Source organism: Clostridium sp. AM22-11AC, assembly GCF_003473545.1.
In the GTDB taxonomy this organism is placed as follows: domain Bacteria; phylum Bacillota; class Clostridia; order Lachnospirales; family Lachnospiraceae; genus Enterocloster.
In genome coordinates, this window is record NZ_QUCM01000029.1 from 12,926 (window position 1) to 29,230 (window position 16,305).

At 42.6% G+C, this 16,305-nt stretch carries 18 protein-coding genes; 3 read left to right on the plus strand and 15 right to left on the minus strand.

Annotated elements, in window-relative coordinates; all coding sequences use genetic code 11:
* Positions 1 to 16: 16 nt before the first annotated feature.
* Positions 17 to 1,375: a citrate:proton symporter gene (locus DW251_RS16395; RefSeq protein WP_021871391.1), complete on the minus strand. Its 1,359-nt coding sequence runs from the start codon at positions 1,373 to 1,375 to the stop codon at positions 17 to 19.
* Positions 1,376 to 1,499: 124 nt separating this feature from the next.
* A complete protein-coding gene (locus DW251_RS16400; protein WP_021871390.1) occupies positions 1,500 to 2,183 on the minus strand; it encodes a response regulator transcription factor in 684 nt (227 codons plus the stop codon).
* Between the two features lie 121 nt (positions 2,184 to 2,304).
* On the opposite strand from DW251_RS16400, the gene DW251_RS16405 reads away from it, so the two are divergent.
* Complete coding sequence (locus DW251_RS16405; RefSeq protein WP_243035017.1) at positions 2,305 to 4,527, plus strand: ATP-binding protein; 2,223 nt, start codon at positions 2,305 to 2,307, stop codon at positions 4,525 to 4,527.
* Between the two features lie 178 nt (positions 4,528 to 4,705).
* Here DW251_RS16405 and citF read toward each other — a convergent pair whose 3' ends face one another.
* The 10 genes from citF to DW251_RS16450 form a co-directional block, all read right to left on the minus strand.
* Entirely contained in the window at positions 4,706 to 6,262 is a 1,557-nt protein-coding gene (gene citF, locus DW251_RS16410; RefSeq protein WP_118301766.1) for a citrate lyase subunit alpha, read from the minus strand.
* Between the two features lies 1 nt (position 6,263).
* Positions 6,264 to 7,166: an aldolase/citrate lyase family protein gene (locus tag DW251_RS16415; protein WP_021870439.1), complete on the minus strand. Its 903-nt coding sequence runs from the start codon at positions 7,164 to 7,166 to the stop codon at positions 6,264 to 6,266.
* A complete protein-coding gene (citD, locus tag DW251_RS16420; protein WP_021870440.1) occupies positions 7,163 to 7,462 on the minus strand; it encodes a citrate lyase acyl carrier protein in 300 nt (99 codons plus the stop codon). The genes DW251_RS16415 and citD overlap by 4 nt, the downstream gene beginning before the upstream one ends.
* A gap of 190 nt (positions 7,463 to 7,652) precedes the next feature.
* The gene (locus DW251_RS16425; protein ID WP_021870441.1) at positions 7,653 to 8,066 is read right to left on the minus strand and encodes a lysozyme; all 414 of its coding nucleotides are present in this window, start codon (positions 8,064 to 8,066) and stop codon (positions 7,653 to 7,655) included.
* A 418-nt stretch (positions 8,067 to 8,484) separates the two neighbouring features.
* Positions 8,485 to 8,955, minus strand: coding sequence for a phage holin family protein (locus tag DW251_RS16430; RefSeq protein WP_243035019.1), 471 nt, complete (start codon positions 8,953 to 8,955; stop codon positions 8,485 to 8,487).
* Positions 8,956 to 9,001: 46 nt separating this feature from the next.
* On the minus strand, positions 9,002 to 9,355 hold the full coding sequence (locus tag DW251_RS17820) for a hypothetical protein (protein WP_147352244.1): 354 nt from the start codon (positions 9,353 to 9,355) through the stop codon (positions 9,002 to 9,004).
* 286 nt (positions 9,356 to 9,641) lie between these two features.
* Positions 9,642 to 9,935 (minus strand): hypothetical protein, encoded by a 294-nt coding sequence (locus DW251_RS16440; protein ID WP_118301769.1) that lies wholly within the window; start codon positions 9,933 to 9,935, stop codon positions 9,642 to 9,644.
* A gap of 83 nt (positions 9,936 to 10,018) precedes the next feature.
* Complete coding sequence (locus DW251_RS18020; protein ID WP_182433643.1) at positions 10,019 to 10,156, minus strand: hypothetical protein; 138 nt, start codon at positions 10,154 to 10,156, stop codon at positions 10,019 to 10,021.
* A 60-nt stretch (positions 10,157 to 10,216) separates the two neighbouring features.
* On the minus strand, positions 10,217 to 11,122 hold the full coding sequence (locus DW251_RS16445) for a carbohydrate ABC transporter permease (RefSeq protein ID WP_118301770.1): 906 nt from the start codon (positions 11,120 to 11,122) through the stop codon (positions 10,217 to 10,219).
* Between the two features lie 46 nt (positions 11,123 to 11,168).
* Complete coding sequence (locus tag DW251_RS16450) at positions 11,169 to 12,092, minus strand: ABC transporter permease subunit (RefSeq protein WP_118301771.1); 924 nt, start codon at positions 12,090 to 12,092, stop codon at positions 11,169 to 11,171.
* Between the two features lie 247 nt (positions 12,093 to 12,339).
* Here DW251_RS16450 and DW251_RS16455 point away from each other — a divergent pair, with 247 nt between their 5' ends.
* Both DW251_RS16455 and DW251_RS16460 read left to right on the plus strand, forming a co-directional pair.
* Positions 12,340 to 12,957 (plus strand): DUF624 domain-containing protein, encoded by a 618-nt coding sequence (locus DW251_RS16455; RefSeq protein WP_182433644.1) that lies wholly within the window; start codon positions 12,340 to 12,342, stop codon positions 12,955 to 12,957.
* Positions 12,958 to 13,175: 218 nt separating this feature from the next.
* Positions 13,176 to 13,784, plus strand: a complete 609-nt coding sequence (locus DW251_RS16460) for a 50S ribosomal protein L25 (protein ID WP_118301773.1) — start codon at positions 13,176 to 13,178, stop codon at positions 13,782 to 13,784.
* 66 nt (positions 13,785 to 13,850) lie between these two features.
* Here the strand turns inward: DW251_RS16460 and DW251_RS16465 are convergent, their stop codons facing one another.
* The 3 genes from DW251_RS16465 to DW251_RS16475 form a co-directional block, all read right to left on the minus strand.
* The gene (locus DW251_RS16465; protein WP_118301774.1) at positions 13,851 to 14,660 is read right to left on the minus strand and encodes a hypothetical protein; all 810 of its coding nucleotides are present in this window, start codon (positions 14,658 to 14,660) and stop codon (positions 13,851 to 13,853) included.
* Positions 14,661 to 14,808: 148 nt separating this feature from the next.
* Entirely contained in the window at positions 14,809 to 15,348 is a 540-nt protein-coding gene (locus tag DW251_RS16470) for a hypothetical protein (protein ID WP_118301775.1), read from the minus strand.
* Between the two features lie 96 nt (positions 15,349 to 15,444).
* Positions 15,445 to 16,200 (minus strand): metallophosphoesterase, encoded by a 756-nt coding sequence (locus tag DW251_RS16475; protein WP_118301776.1) that lies wholly within the window; start codon positions 16,198 to 16,200, stop codon positions 15,445 to 15,447.
* Between the last annotated feature and the right edge of the window lie 105 nt (positions 16,201 to 16,305).

A 16,305-nucleotide genomic window follows, 5' to 3' on the forward strand; every position in this document is an offset into this window, starting at 1 on the left:
ATGATCTGTTATAGGATTATAATGGAATAATTCCTACAATTGCTCCAATAAGCATACAGATGATACTGAAGCCCCATACCCACAGGAAGCTGAATTTAATATGGTCTTTGATATCTACATCTGCCAGACCTACACCTAATAAAGTTGCAGGTACCATTGGGCTGATAAAGGTTGCACAGTTACGGCATACAACCATGGCAACTGCGATCGGCATTGCTCCAACGCCAAATCCTTCGCCAATTCCGATCATAACAGGAAGCATTCCGTAGAAGTAGCTGTCTGTATCGAAAGCCAGTGCTAACGGTACACTTAAGATACCAATTACTAATGGCAGATGCTGTCCAAGTGCTGCCGGTAAAATGCTGCTGATCAGGTTTGACATACAGGTGATAACACTGTTTACACCTTCAATGTCCTTAACCAGGATACCCATTAATACAGCTGCACCCATTAAGGTAGAGCACATCATCAGAGCCGGACCTGCATGAAGGTTGATGATCTTTTTCTGCATCTTTGCGCCTGGGTAGTTTACCAGAATTGCAATTGCAACACCCAGCATGAAAGGAACATAGCTTGGAAATATGTCTTTAATTAACAGTGCGATAACTGCAATGGTTAAAATAACGTTGAATACAAACAGTTTTGGACGAGCCAGATCTTTATTTTCCGCATCAGCTGCAGCTACTTCTTCTACGCTCAGATGAGCTGCTTCTTTCGCCAGCTTACCATTTAAACCAGCGCCTCTCTTCTGCTCAATGATACCGTTTAATACTGCAACAACCAGTGCCAGTACGATACCACATGCCTGGATCGGTAAAAGAGTCTGCCATAAGGAACCTGCCTCAATACCAAGAACGGTTGCTGCTCTCATAGTAGGACCAGCCCATGGCATCAGGTTTAAAACACCCATGGAAATAACTGCAATACGAAGTAATGTTGCCGGACGCATATGCATCTTCTTGTAAACAGGAAGCATAGCCGGAACTACGATACAGAAAGTGGAAGCGCCGCCGCCATCCAGATGCCCGATCAGGGCAATGATACAGGTCATGACACAGACGCCAATGACATTGTCCTTAACTAACAGCATTAACTTTCCGATAATTACATCAAACATTCCTGCATCGGTCATGATACCGAAGTACAGAACGCTGAATACGAACAGTGCCGCTGTTGGACCTGTGCTGGAAAAACCGCTTTTGATCAGCTTACCAATGTTTTCCCATGAATAGTAACCGCCAAATACAAGAATTGCTCCCAGGATCATCGGGAAGATGATAAATGCGATGCTGGGAAGGGTTTTGCTCTTAAAAAGTGTTACAACGATAGCAACGATACAGGCAAAACCAAGAAGACCTACTACAACCTCTGACATACTCTTTCTCTCCTTTACATTTTTATGTCATGTTTCTATCTGTAAATGAGTATATCGAGGCAACCTTACAGGTATAAGGGATTTATCTTACAATTTGTTAAGGTTTGTATTAATCTTCGTACATTTACGGGAGGAACCGATATCCCATCCCGCGTACCGTAATAATATGCTCTGGTTTCTGCCTGTCTTTTTCGATCTTGCTGCGCAGACGGTTGATATAGACCATAATGGCATTGTCATCAATGGCGATGGTGGTTCCCCATACCTGCTCGTAGATCATGTCTTTTGTATATACCTGGCCCGGATGCTTAATAAATAATAAAAGCAGCGCGCTTTCTTTAGAAGATAAGATCAATTCTTCCCCATCTTTATAAAAACGCATGGTAGAACTTTCGTAGGTGAAAGGACCGCACTGAATGGTATCGGAATGATTTCCCATATTTTTGGTACGGCGGATCAAAGCCTTTACCTTTGCCCCAAGGACCAACGGTCTGAAAGGCTTTGTAATATAGTCATCAGCTCCAATAGAAAGACCATATAAAGAGTCATAATCCTCATTTCGCCCGCTGACGATCATCACCGGTGTCTGGATCCCGCTTGCACGAAGTTCTTTGATCACATCAAAACCTTCCATATCTCCCAGCATGATATCCATAAGGATCACATCATATGTGTGGTGTTTTAACAGCTCCAGGGCTTCTTTTCCGCTTCCTGCCACTTCTGTATCAAGTTCATTGCTGTGCATTACTTTTTCCAGTAATTTACAAATAGAAATGTCGTCATCAACGATCAGTACTTTATCTGCCATGTTTCTTTTCCTATTCTTGTGTGATTTCGTGGAATTATCATAAAACTTTTGCATATATGCATTAAATTCATTATAATATTACCAAAGAAGCAAGTCAACCTGAAAGGACATGATCGCTTATATGGAAAAGAATGAAAACTGCAAAGAAAATCGTTTCCTGTCTATGGACTCATTAAAGAAAAACAGCCGCTTCTATCTGGTTGCGGCATTTTTAGCTGCTGCTATCCTGGCACTTTTATGCGTCGGCAACGGGATCTGGAAAGAATACCGCAACTCCGCTGTGCGCAATCAGAAAGATCAGATGCTTTTAGCAGTGGAAAGCCTTTCCGGACGTCTGGAAGAAACCATCAGCGAATATGCATCTGACATAAGAAGCATGTGGAGCTGCAGCCATACTTTAAACGAACAGGAACGGGAAACGCTCTGGGATACTTATGTAAAAGAGCATGGTCCTGTAGTCCAGGATGTTATCATCAAGAAAAAAGGAGAAACCATCCTGACATCCGGTACAGACAATGAGCCGGAAGAGACACTTTCTGAGTCAAAAATCGATGATCAGATGTGTTTCAGACTGGTAAAGATTGGAAATGAAAGTCACTATCTTATGCTCCACTACGAAACCGACACCGGAGAAACCATTTCCATGATCTTAAATGGCATGGCCTATTACAATAAGACCATACGCCCCTTAAATGTAGGAACCAACGGTTATTTCATATTAAAAGACCACAATGGCATCGTACTGATGCATCCACAGCTGGAGCAATGGGGAATTGATGTAATAAACGGACGTGAAAAAATGTTTCCCGGAAAAAATCTCACCAGTCTCAGCAATATGATCGACCGGCAAAAACAGGGACTGACGGCTGTGGATGAATATTATTCCTACTGGTGGACCAAACCAGGTGCCCCGGGAGTGGAGAAAGTCAGCGCCTATACCCCTGCCTATATTGGGGATGATTTTATCATTGTCAGCGCTGTTATGGACCAGAGTGATATGTATGTACCTTTGGAAAAAGGCGCCTTAAAACTGCTTTTTGTATTTACAGGTGTTCTTTTTACCATTCTTGCTGCTGCTTCCTATATTTTCCATCTGATGTTAAAGAGCAGAAAGGACCGTCAGCAGATCTCTTATTTAACAGAATTAAACGGGATCTTAGAGCGAATGCACCAAAGTGAGGAAACCATTGCCCACCAGCAGCGTTTACAGATCATGGGAACCATGACCGGCGGTATTGCCCATGAATTTAATAACCTGCTGACACCCATCATGGGCTATGCGGAATTTCTCATGATGGATCTTCCGGAAGGCTCCGACAACTATGACAGTGCCAAAGAAATTTATGATGCTTCTGTAAAAGCCAAGGAGATCATACAGCAGATTTCTTCTCTCAGCCGCAAAAATATGGAAACTGCCTTTAAGACTTTAGACGCTGACCGAGTATTTAAACGTGCTTTGAAAATGGTCCGCTCCGTATGTCCGGATAATATTGAACTGAAAGAAAATATTAACCTTCCAGGTGTTACCATCGTAGGAAACGAGACCCAGTTAAATCAGGTGATCTTAAATATTGGCGTCAATGCCATCCATGCCATTGGACATGAAACCGGTGAGATCGAGGTATCTGCCATTCTGTTAGATAAAAAGGATCTGGATCCGGATCTTCCTATTGGAAATGAAAATGCCTGGGATCAGTATGTGCGCATTGATATACGGGACAATGGCTGCGGTATGAGTCCGGATGTATTAAAGCAGATCTTTGATCCTTTCTTTACTACTAAAAAAGGTGGAAAAGGAACAGGACTTGGGCTGGCCCTTACAGAACAGATCGTCACTTCTCACAGAGGCGTGGTAAATGCGGAAAGCGCACCTGGCGTCGGTTCTGTATTCCATCTGTACTTTCCTGCATCTGTACCAGATAGAAACAGCAGCTTTGCCCCGTCTGTCCAGGATGCGCTGGATGGTGTGAGAAAAAATCTCTCAGAACAGTCAGGAGAAAAAATCTCATTGCTGATCGTGGATGATAATCCTAAGGTACTCCGTCTCTTAGAACGCAACTTCTCAAAACGGGATATACAGGTCACCTGTGTTATGGATTTTAAAGAAGCCGCAGAAAAATTGAAATCATACCTTTTTGATGCTCTGGTTGTAGAACAGTTCATTGACGGAAATTCCGCTGTGGATTTCTGTATGTCTGTTAAAGGAAGATACACCGGAATGCTCCGCCTGATCATGGTCGACCAGGTAGACCGTGAACTGGCAGAAGCAAAAGAAAGGAATATTATTGATAACTACATGATCAAACCTGTGTCAGATCTAGATATTTTGAATGAGATGAGATAAATTCTCATGGTTTGAAATTTTCAAATCGAAAAGGCCCATGCCGCTGCCGTACCGGCAGCCTGCATGGGCCTTGTTTTGTAGATTTATAAATTTTGCAGACTCACAAACTTCTCAGACTCACAAACCCGCGCTTACGCGCTCCACTGCCTGCTTACGCAGGCGGTTTGTTCGTTGCTGACTAAGCAAACTCATATGGCTTAATCTGGCGTACAACGTCCATGATCGTGCCATCGCGGGCTTCGATGATACCTACAACTCTGTCTCCAAACTGAACCTTCTCCGGCTCGCCTACGATAGAATATGCAATGTCACGCAGTTCTTCAATGGTCTTAAATGGCAGGTCTACGCCCTTCATTGCCTCGATCAGATCCTGTCTTCTTGGGTTGATAGCAATACCGTAATCCGTGATAACTACGTCAATGCTCTCTCCAGGAGTGGTTACTGTGGTTACCTCGCTGCAGATCGCAGGAATTCTTCCCTGAAGCAGTGGAGCGATAACGATAGTACACTTAGCTCCTGCTGCTGTATCAGGATGTCCGCCCTGTGCACCGGTGATCACACCGTCAGAACCTACAACTACGTTACAGTTAAAGTTTACGTCTACTTCCAGTGCTGCCAGGATTACGAAATCCAGCTTATTTACAACAGCACCCTTGTTAAATGGATCTGCATACTCACCAGCAGAGATACGGAAATGCTTTAAGTTCTTTACAGACTCTACTGCTGCCAGGTCGAAGTCCTGAGTATCAAGCAGGCAGTCTACCTGGTTGTTGATCAGCAGGTCACACATTGGCTTGGTCAGACCACCTACGCCAAAACGCATGCGGATATTTCTTTCCTTCATGATCTTAGCCAGAGAGATAGTAGATGCGATAGAAGCACCGCCTACACCTGTCTGGTAGGAGAAGCCGTCCTTGAAATATGGGCTGTTTACTACGAACTGGGTACAGTAATCAGCCATCATCAGCTTTCTCATATCGGTAGTTGGCTTTGCTGCACCGGTAGCGATCTTCTTTGGATCACCGATAGCATCTACAACTACTACATAGTCAACCTTGGTCATGGAGATATGGGCCGGGAAGTTCGGGAATGGTACCAGGCAGTCGGTAATAGCTACTACCTTATCTGCATAGTCACCATCCACCATAGCGTAGGAAAGCACGCCACAGTCACTCTTACCACCGATACCACGGCAGTTGCCATAGTCATCACAGGTTGGTGTTCCGATAAATGCAATATCAATTCTTGTCTCACCGCTCTCGATCGCTCTTACACGGCCACCGTGGGAACGCATGATTGCAAGTCCCTTTAATTTACCTGCAGAGATTGCTTCACCGATCTTACCGCGGACACCAGAGGACTGGATATTGGTGATGGTTCCGTCTTCGATATAAGGAACGATCGGGTCATGTGCCTTACCTAAGGAGCTTGCACAGATAGTGATATCCTTGATACCCATCTTATGTACTTCTTCCATGACCATATTTACGATATAGTCACCTTCACGGAAGTGATGGTGGAAACCTAAGGTCATTCCGTCCTTGATGCCGCATTTTACCAGTACATCATGGATGTTTGCAACCAGCTTGCTCTGTGTGTTGTTTACCACACACTTTGTATATGGGCCGTCCTTTTTGTATACATATCCGTCCCTGTAATGATTTCCCTGGAATACCTCTTTACCGGTCATCTCCAGGATCTCTTCTGGTATATCTCTTCCAACTGCATTTATCATTTTACAGATCCCCCTTATATACGCCTGATGCCTTGGCAAGCTCGATGGTCCTCTTTGCGCCGTCATAGAATGCAATGTCGATCATTTTGCCATCTACAGTAAATACGCCGATACCCTGAGCTTTTTTCTCATCAATTTCCTTAACAACTTTCTCAGCGAAAATGATGTCCTTCTGGGTTGGTGTGAAGATCTCATGTACAATGTTGATCTGACGTGGATTGATAATGGATTTTCCATCAAATCCCATTAAATGGATGGTCTCTACGTCGTGACGGAAACCTTCCATGTCATCCAGGTTTGTGTATACAGTATCAAAACACTGTACACCAGCTGCACGGGCTGCGATGATCATGTTCTGGCGTGCACCCATCAGTTCAAGACCGGTACCGGTAATGTGTGTCTGTAAGTCCTTTGTATAGTCACCACCGGAAAGAGCGATACCAAACAGTCTCTCAGATGCCTCGCAGATATCCAGAGCCTTCATAACACCTCTTGCAGACTCGATTGCTGCCATGATCAGTGTCTGGCCTTCCGGGATACCGTATTTCTTTTCGCATTCTTCTACTACAGCTTCTACTCTCTGTACATCTAGTGCGCTTTCTGTCTTCGGGATACGGATGGCATCACAGCCGCCTGCTACTGCACAGTGGATATCTTCTTCCCAGTATGGGGTGTCAAGGCCATTGATACGGACAACTCTCTCGCAGCCTCTGTAGTTGATCTCTTTTAATGCATGATATAAGGAAAAACGTGCTGCATCTTTCTGGTTCTCAGCAACCGCATCCTCCAGATCCAGCATAATGGAGTCTGGTTTGTAGATATATGGGTCCTTGATCAGACCTGGTTTCTGTGCATTTAAGAACATCATGGTTCTTCTTAAACGTTTCTTATTCGCATTGATCATCTTACTGCACCTCCCCATGGGATATCCTTGATCTGATCTAAAGAACGGAATACCGCACCTTCTACTCTTGCCTTAATGGTACAGTCCAACGCGCCCTTGTCCACCACTGAAATTTTTACATCCTTTACGTCCAGGTTCTCCAGTGTCTGAAGGACTACCTTGCGGATCTGGTTGCCGTACTGATTGATCACAGCGCTTTCCAGATTAAACTCAACAGAACCATTTCCTGGTTCTACGGTTACCTGGCAATCACTGGATTCCAGTGTTCCTGCCATGGCTGGTTTCTTGATCTCCATATCTATGTAACCTCCTTTTTCTTTTCCTGCTCTCCCGGAATTTTTTCTGTATCCTGATCCTGTTCCGTGAAAACAGCTCTTCGTTTCTTTCTGACTTTATCATAGAAAATCTTTCTTAAATGTACAATGAGGTTTTCTTAAAATTCATTAAGATTTGTATTATTAAAAAACCTTGTATTTACTGGATTTCTTATTGACGTCTTCTGATAAGACCGGACAGAACTTTTCCTCCGGCCTTGTTGTATGCCTGGATTTTATCCGCGATCTCCTCTTTTGAGCGGGATCCAGATGCAGTCAGTCCATCAATAGATCCGATGTTGTAAGCAAAACTTACAAGTGCATCAAATTCATTCTGATTCCAGTTGTAGGCACTATACTTGTCTACTTTTGGACCATACTTTTTATCTACAGACTGCCGCAGCCATTCATCTGCCGTTTCCTGGCTGATCCGCAAACCTTGACGGATAGAAATTCCCGTGATTGCTTTGTCAGCATTGGTGGTGCCGTATCCGATGGTCCAGACACCTACTGCATCTTGATAAGCCGTTAGTCGGCAGCCTTCAAACTTTTTTATGAGATTTAAACCGTTATCTGATATTTTCATAGCATTTCCTTTCTTCCAAATGGTATCTTGAAAAGATTTTCTGCATATGCTATAATGCCGTTAGGCAAAAAGAAAGCACCAGTATTGGAGACGCAAAACGAAAAGCCCAGGGAGCGCAATTCCCTGGGCTTTTCTATTCCGTTTTTTGTATGGTGGCTTAAACCATAGGCTAGTTACCGATTATTTGTCACCGTCTAACCATTTGATGATGTAGTGGCAGGCTACACCAGCCGCAACAGCGACAATAAAAGAAAGCACTGGTTCCATATTGGAGACACCCCCTTTCCTTACCGGGTATAGGGGCGGTAACTTTGACATTATAACATATGCATGATTTTTATTCTACTGATAATTGCGACGTCGCAAATGGCAGCCATAACCCGAGCTGCCTACGGGAGATGTATGGATCACCTCCATCCTAAGTCTCACTGCTTACATTTTCTCTACTGCTATCAATCTTATTTTTCAGTGCTGCTATGTACTTCATAAGCCACTCCGGCACCGGTGCACCCATACGACCGGCATTTTCCGTAATAGATAATGCTTCATTCAACATATACCATACTGTAACCAGCAAGGAAAGCATTGTATTTGGGAGATTAAATCCCAATACACCAGACGTCTGTATGATCACATAATCAATTACCATTCCTACAGCGATCACAAAAAGATACGCTACCTTTTTAGCAATGCCCTTAGCACCCTTTCTGCTGCTCCAGCCATAAGATTTATCATCTGGATGATCTAAAGCCTCCACTGCGCTTGCTGCCATACCTGAAAGGTAATCGATCACCATCAGGCAGAGCAAAATGCCCAGAAGATAAAAGGTTACTCCTAATTTCTGACTTAAATATGCAACCAAGCCGGTTACACAAACCTGAATACTCATACATATGCTCCTATTCATCTTTATTTACACCTTCTTTCATCGTTTACTACGGATTTATCTTACATACAACATGACTGCTCAAAGCACTTAATTCCTCGCTGTCAAAGTCATTGTTATTAGCTTTTCGCCGGATCATCAATGCAATGTAACACTCCTCTTCTGCAGTGTATGAAACATTTGCCTTATCAAACGGAGTTTCTGTTGAGGTGGATCCACCTGCATCCGGATCTACTACCATCCACGGATTTCCATTGTGCATGACAGTTGTATACTGAAGGTCTGTATTTCCTGGAATGATTACATAATAATTCTGGACTTCATATGTGTCATCACAGGATACTGTCAGCGTTTCTCCTGCTGCCAGCTTAATCCCTTTCTGGTCTGTATATGGGTATGACAATGCTCGCTTTCCTGAAGTGCTTATATCTACCGATAAACCTGTTTTTCCTGAATTCGTGTATGGCGCTGTGATATATTCTCCTGCAACCCAATCCGGCAAAAATTTTTCCCATACCGTAACCTGGAATTCCTTTTTATATTTTCCGCATACAACTGTAATAACTGCTTTTCCCCTTACTGATGAATGTTTTTCAATAAATTCCAATAATTATCCATAAATGTACACAAAAAGGACCATCTCTTCCGGTACCTGTGGTACGCTGAGATGATCCTTCTTAAACCTCTGTTTATTCTGTTACCTGGACTGCATAATTTTTTACCTGGTATGTAACACCGTCCAGCTTTACTTTTCCATTTTTTTTCAGCTTTCCGCTGTTATTTACGATCACGCTGCTTCCGGCCGTAAGGACCGGCTTTGCATTTTCTTTCACTTCAGCGCCTGTATAGTCACTGTCCTTATAAACATCCTCTTCTACGGTTACAATATCCCAACCACTATCTGACTGGATCCGGGTTCCGTCCGGGCCATATACTTTCCCATCGACCAGTGTATTTGTATAAGCCCGTCCGTCTTTATCCATGTAATAGGCCAGCCGGTCAGTTCCGCCTGTCAGCTTTAATTCCCCGTCTGTCTGAAGCTGTCCTAAAGAATTTTCATTCTGGCTTAAATAGTAGATTCCCGCAGGAAGGCATCTCGTGGAAGAACCGATCTCGCTGTCTTTTCACTGCTTCCGCAGGCTGTAAGAGCTGCCATGGAAAATGCCATCAGCAGAGCCATCCATTTTTTTCCTGTCTTTTTCAAGTTTTTGTTCCTCCTTTAATTAATGATGTCCCCTTGTAAAACTTTCCGGGATCAAAAACATCATCCTTTTACAGCTCCCATCATAATTCCCTTTACAAAATGTTTCTGGAACATAGGATAAATAAACAAGATAGGCAGAACTACCACAACAGAAACTGTCATACGAATGGAAGTAGAGGTCTGCTGTGTTGCCAGGGACGCCATGTTCATGGCACCGCCGCCACTGTTCTTTACTGTCATCGCCAGAGAACTGGCCTGGTTGATATACTGGTAAAGAAGGTACTGAAGGGAATATAATTTCTGGTCTGTTATGTAGATCAATGTATCCTGGAAAGAATTCCACTGTCCCACTGCCGTGAAAATAGCAATGGTTGCCAGGATCGGTGTACATACAGGAAGGATCACTTTCCAGAATATCATAAGGACACCGGCCCCGTCCAGCTCTGCTGCCTCCTGTAAAGATCTTGGCAATGACTCCACATAGGTCTTTACCAGGATAATATTAAATGGCTGTACAATGGTAGGGATCACATAGACCCAGAATGTATTGGTCAGATGCAGGTTTTTCATGGTGATAAACATGGGGATCATACCTGCATTAAAATACATGGTGATCACTACAAAGCGATACCAGAACTTTCTTCCCCACATCCGCTCCTGGGTAAACATAAATCCCATAAACGCGGATGCAAGCACAGAAAGGGCTGTTCCAAGGACAGTTCTGGCAACCGAGATCACAGCCGCGTTAAAAATACCGTTTAATTTTAATACCTGCTTATAATTATCCAAATGAAAGCCCTTTGGGAAAAACAGGATCTCTCCCGCAGCGCTTAAGTCATTGGCGCTTAAAGTGTTGATGATCAGATAATAGAACGGATAGGCACAGATCAGTGTCAGCAGACCAAATACCCCGTAATTAAAAACATTAAACACCTTATCCTTTCCTGTCAGTTTTCTTCTTTCCATTCCCTTTCTCCTTTTCCAATTTTTTACATTTTCCCACTGTTTACTGTTATACCAGGGAAACACCGCGAATTTTCTTTGAAATTCTATTCACTGCCATCAGAAGAGTCACACTGATCAGACTCTTTAACATACTGATCGCTGTTGCCAGAGAAAGGCTGCTTCCCGTCATACCAATATTGTAAACATACAGATCCAGTACCTGGATATGTGCTTTGTTAAATGCATTCTGGAACACAAAATACTGGTCCATACCATTATTTAAGAAGTTTGCAACAGAAAGCATCAGCATAACAAAGTAGGTAGGCATCAGCTCCGGAAGTGTGATATAGCGCATCAGTTGAAATCTTCCCGCACCGTCTACACGGGCTGCCTCATACATCTCCTGATCAATTCCCGCAATGGAAGCCAGATACATGATAGCGCCCCAGCCAAGACCTTTCCAGGTACTCCACAGTAGCATGGCGATATAGGTGTGGGAATCACTGTCCAGGAATTTGATCGGTTTTAAGATCACTCCCAGATTTTGTAAAACTGTATTGACCATACCTGTATTGGAAAACAGACAGAATGCAACTGCATATACTAAAACCCAGCTGATAAAGTTCGGGATCGTAGTCAGGGTCTGCACCATTTTCCGGAACCATTTGCACTTGATCTCATTTAAAAACACTGCAAAGAACAGCGGCAGTACCGATGTTGCAATGTTTAAAAAGCTCATGGCAAAGGTATTCCGCATTACAATAAACAGCTGACGCACCTGAGCCGGGTTTACAAAGATCATTTTAAACCAGCGCAGCCCCATAAAATTGCACTGGGATAATTTCAACGGCGGCTTGTAATCATAAAATGAATAGATCCAGCCATGAAGCGGGAAATAAGAAAATGCAAAACATAACAGTAAAAACGGGAGCATGTACAAAAACATGCGTTTTCCCTGATCCAGCTTCTTCTTTTTCGGTTTTTCTTTCATGGTAATTCCCCCTATATTGTTTTTCTAAAGTATAGCATGGTGATTTTGATGCCAGTACCCTTCCTTTTTCAGAAATAATATAGTAATTTTTCCATTCTTTTCTTTTTAGCGTATGGATGTATCTTATTTTTGCTGTACTTTTCCTGTGTTTTTTCTTCTACTTTTAATGCCTGTTCTTTTCTATACTTAATACATACTTATTTCCATTATGAACGATTGTTTTATTAATACAGGAGGAATTACCCCAATGAAATTAAATTTAAACGCCCCGTTTTTCCAGTTTATCAATACAGCCTTTGATTTTGTTATATTAAACATCTGCTTTATTTTGACCTGCCTGCCGGTTTTCACCATTGGGGCGGCACTTACCGCCCTTTATACAGTGACCATGGCAGAGGCAGAGGACAAAGGACTTCCCTTTACAAAAACTTATTTTCATACCTTTACCCGGTGTTTTATCCGGTCCAGTCTTCTGTTTGCCGGCTGCATCTGCATCGGTGCCCTGCTTCTTTTCTGCCTGTTTTTCTGGCTTTCCTTTGAAAGCCTGCTGGCACTGATCCCCAGTGTCCTTTCCCTGGCAGCGCTGATCGCCCTTGTGATCTGCCTGATCTACCTGTTTCCTCTTCTGGCCCGGTATGAATGTTCCTCCAGGCAGCTTTTATTCAATGCCCTGTTTATCGGCACCTCCCATCTGCCTGCTACCGGACTGTTTGCCGTAATCTTTGCGGCAGCCGGATTTCTCTTCAAGATCTGGTATCCGGCACGTACTTTTATGCTCCTTATGGGCTGCAGCTTTCTGGCTTACTGCTTCAGTTTTCTGTTTCTTAAGATCTTTAAAAGCCAGGAAATAGTTGGTCATAATTAATGTATCAAACAAAATATTCACAATTTTATTTGTTTTTAGCCTTGATTTTTGTCACTTTTTAAACGTTCCATTTTTTTCAAAAGTGCTATAATACAGTCAGTGCAAATAAGAACTTCTTCATAAAAGCTCTCAATCTACACGAACACGCCAGATGTCCAGGTACTTTTACCGGACATCGGTGGTGTCAATTTAAAGTGACAATGTAGGAGGCAATCATTATGACGACGTTAAAAGCAGAAAAAAGAGATCCACAGGTAAAAGCTAAAAAATTAAGACGTGAAGGTTTTGTTACCGGTGTTTTATATGGTAAGGAAATGAAAGAAAACATTGCGTTGAAATTTGAAGAAAAAGAAGCATTGCGTTTTATGAAGGACGCAAAAGAAGGCGCACAGGCTTCTCTGGATATTGAAGGAGAAACTGTAAACGCCATGGTTAAAAATATCGATTATGACCCAATGAGCAAAAAAGTACTGGCTCTGGATTTCCAGGCACTGGTTGCCGGTGAAGTCGTATCCGCTACCGTTCCTGTTCATTTTCTCAATGAAGAGATCGTCCAGGGTGTCTTTGAACCGGAACTTTCCGAGATCCATTACAAAGCAGACCCGGCTCATCTTCTGGAACCGATTGAGATCGACCTGGCTAAACTGCCTGCAGGTACAAAGAATATGTATGTAAAAGACCTGAAACTGGAAGAAAAAGGTGTCAACGTTTCCACCCCAGCTGACACCCAGCTGTTCCATATCGCTGATTTTATCAAGACAGATGATGACGATGCAGAAGAGGAAGATGACGCAGCTGCTACTGATAAAAAGGCTGCTAAGAAGTGATTGTCGTTTATGATGCCCGCCGGTCGGCGGGCATTTTTTTGTGGCAGTTTTTAGTATCAAAAAGCCTTAAAATCCAAGGCTCTTTCCCCATGACCGGAAATTCTCATACCCTTTATCAAAGGCATCTCGGTATTCAAGAGGCACTGTTTTTCTTACAACGGCATAATTTCCTGAAATTTTGTTGCCTGTCTTTAAAAATCCATGATTTTCGCACAGATTTCGCACGTATTCATTATTGTTTATGATACCTCCTGTTGTTTCTGCCCTGCGAAAAGCTCTCGGCATAAATTCTGCCGGGCATCCATTGCAGTAAATTCTATACTGCACAGTCAAACGCTTTGGATCCATCTGAAATGTAATGGGAAACCAGGAGTTTAAGCATAACAAGCCCAAAGCATAGTAGTACTCTTCTTCATCACTAAACTCCAGCTGTTCATTCTGCCCCCAGGTCAGCTGTGTATAATGCTTTAAAGCTTGCGATAAATTAGATAAATCCACAGGTAAAGCTACAATAATTTTCCCCTTTGGCAGCTCAGATACCTGATCCGTAGTTATTTCCTGTGTATAACTATGCCCCATATCATCACTGACCACCTTATAAAGGGCAAGATTGGATCTTTCATATAAGAGTGGGTACTCTTCTGACTGTGTATCTATATCATTTTCGCTCTCACATTTTATATTCAGGAGCAGATCCATATCATTTGCATTCCATATTTGCGGAGTATCCGGCGCGAAACTAATGCAAGGACCTGGAACCAGGAATTTAAATTTATCACATTCCTTTGCCTGACACCATTTTGCCGGTATATAATTATCTGCTACTGGAGCTACTGCCATGACTCCGTCATTTCTGCTTTCAAGTTCGCATTTCATATTCTTTTTCCTCCAAACATGTTTTTTAATACTTTTGCTATTTGTCGGAAACCCTATAAATAGAATTCCCGCCAACGCAAATAACTAATTTTATAATAACAATAATTAAATAACCTTACTTTAAATGAAGCTCACTTTTGAATAAAGATTAAACATCCAGATCAACTTCAAACCGGACTGTATTATTAAACTGGCTCAGCCTTGTTTCCAGCTTAAAGAGTTCTCTTTTAAGAGCGGTATACGCTTCATCAACCTCCCTCTTGTCGTAATTAATGTACTCATACTCTACTATACAGTGTTTCCGTCCATCATCGATCCCCACAAAATCAAAACGATTTCTTCTTACCTTGAGTGTTCTGTTCCTCATCCCCCTCAGATCTCTGCATCGATCTTTAAGCTGCGCTATGCGGATCATCATAATATCTGCACTCATCTTAACTCCACCCACGTCAATACAGACATTTGTATTGGCTTGATTGATGGCATGCTTGATCGTAATGATTTTTTTGTTAATACTTTCCATTTTGGAAGAAACCTCCTGAAAGTCATAGTCCGGTCCAATGGCATTTTCACTGTCCGTCACAACAAACGTACTCAGTTCGTTTTCCTTCTCTTTCCAGTGCCGCAGTTCATCCTCCAGATTGTGGATCAGTTTGTTAGCGTAAAACGAGGTCATTTGCATTTTCATGGTTTGTTTCCTCCTGTGTTTTCATCTGACATAACTATAGCACAAAAAGACCTTTAGCATTTTCCAGAAATTTTTTCTGGAACCTAAGAAACCTGGCTAATAAATTCTCTCTATTTTGTTATACAGGATCTGAAAGTTTTTGCCTTCAACAACCATTTCTTCATCCACGTGGTAATGACCGCAAAACCACCGCTTAAACTGAACTTCCTTTCTGATCTTTTCAAAATAATCAGTTAGTTCATCTGCCTTAAATCTCCAAGCTGAAAAATAATTTGACACCATGGTAGGCGCCGCATGTGTAATGATATAATCTGTCTCCATCCCATTTTTCCGCAAACTCTCCATACCTCGTTCCTGCTCTTCTTCAGAAGGCATCTCCTCAGGAAACCAGTTAATGCCCCGGATCCGATAATAATTTTTTCCCTGCTTTTTCAGATCAAGGATCTTTTCCTTTAATAACGGATCCTCTTTATCAAAAAGTCCGTCCGTTATATCAATGGATATGGCACCTCCCATTACCCAGAAACGCTGTTTTTCTATTGTATATGTAAACCCGCGCATCAGATGAATAACATGTGGGCGAATAAACTGGACCAGCCCGCCATTCCACGGTTCTTCCTTATAAGATTTCAGATGATCAAAACCTTCATGGTTACCATCTACCCACAACAGCGTATATGGAAGTTCTTTCTCTAACCGATCCAGCATCTGCTCTTCCCACTGTGATTCACTCCACACACCTCCAAAATCTCCGCATACGATCAGATAATCATTCTTATCCGACTCCGAAAACCGTGGATCAAGCAGCCGGTTAAAATCTCCATGACAATCACCTGTAAGATAAATGGCCATCCATCATTCTCCCTTAACATTTCATCTAGTCTGTAACGCAGTTCTTATTTTCTAATTTACTAAAACTTCCCACACCTAAACAGGGCTTCGCACCTTGAAAATTCA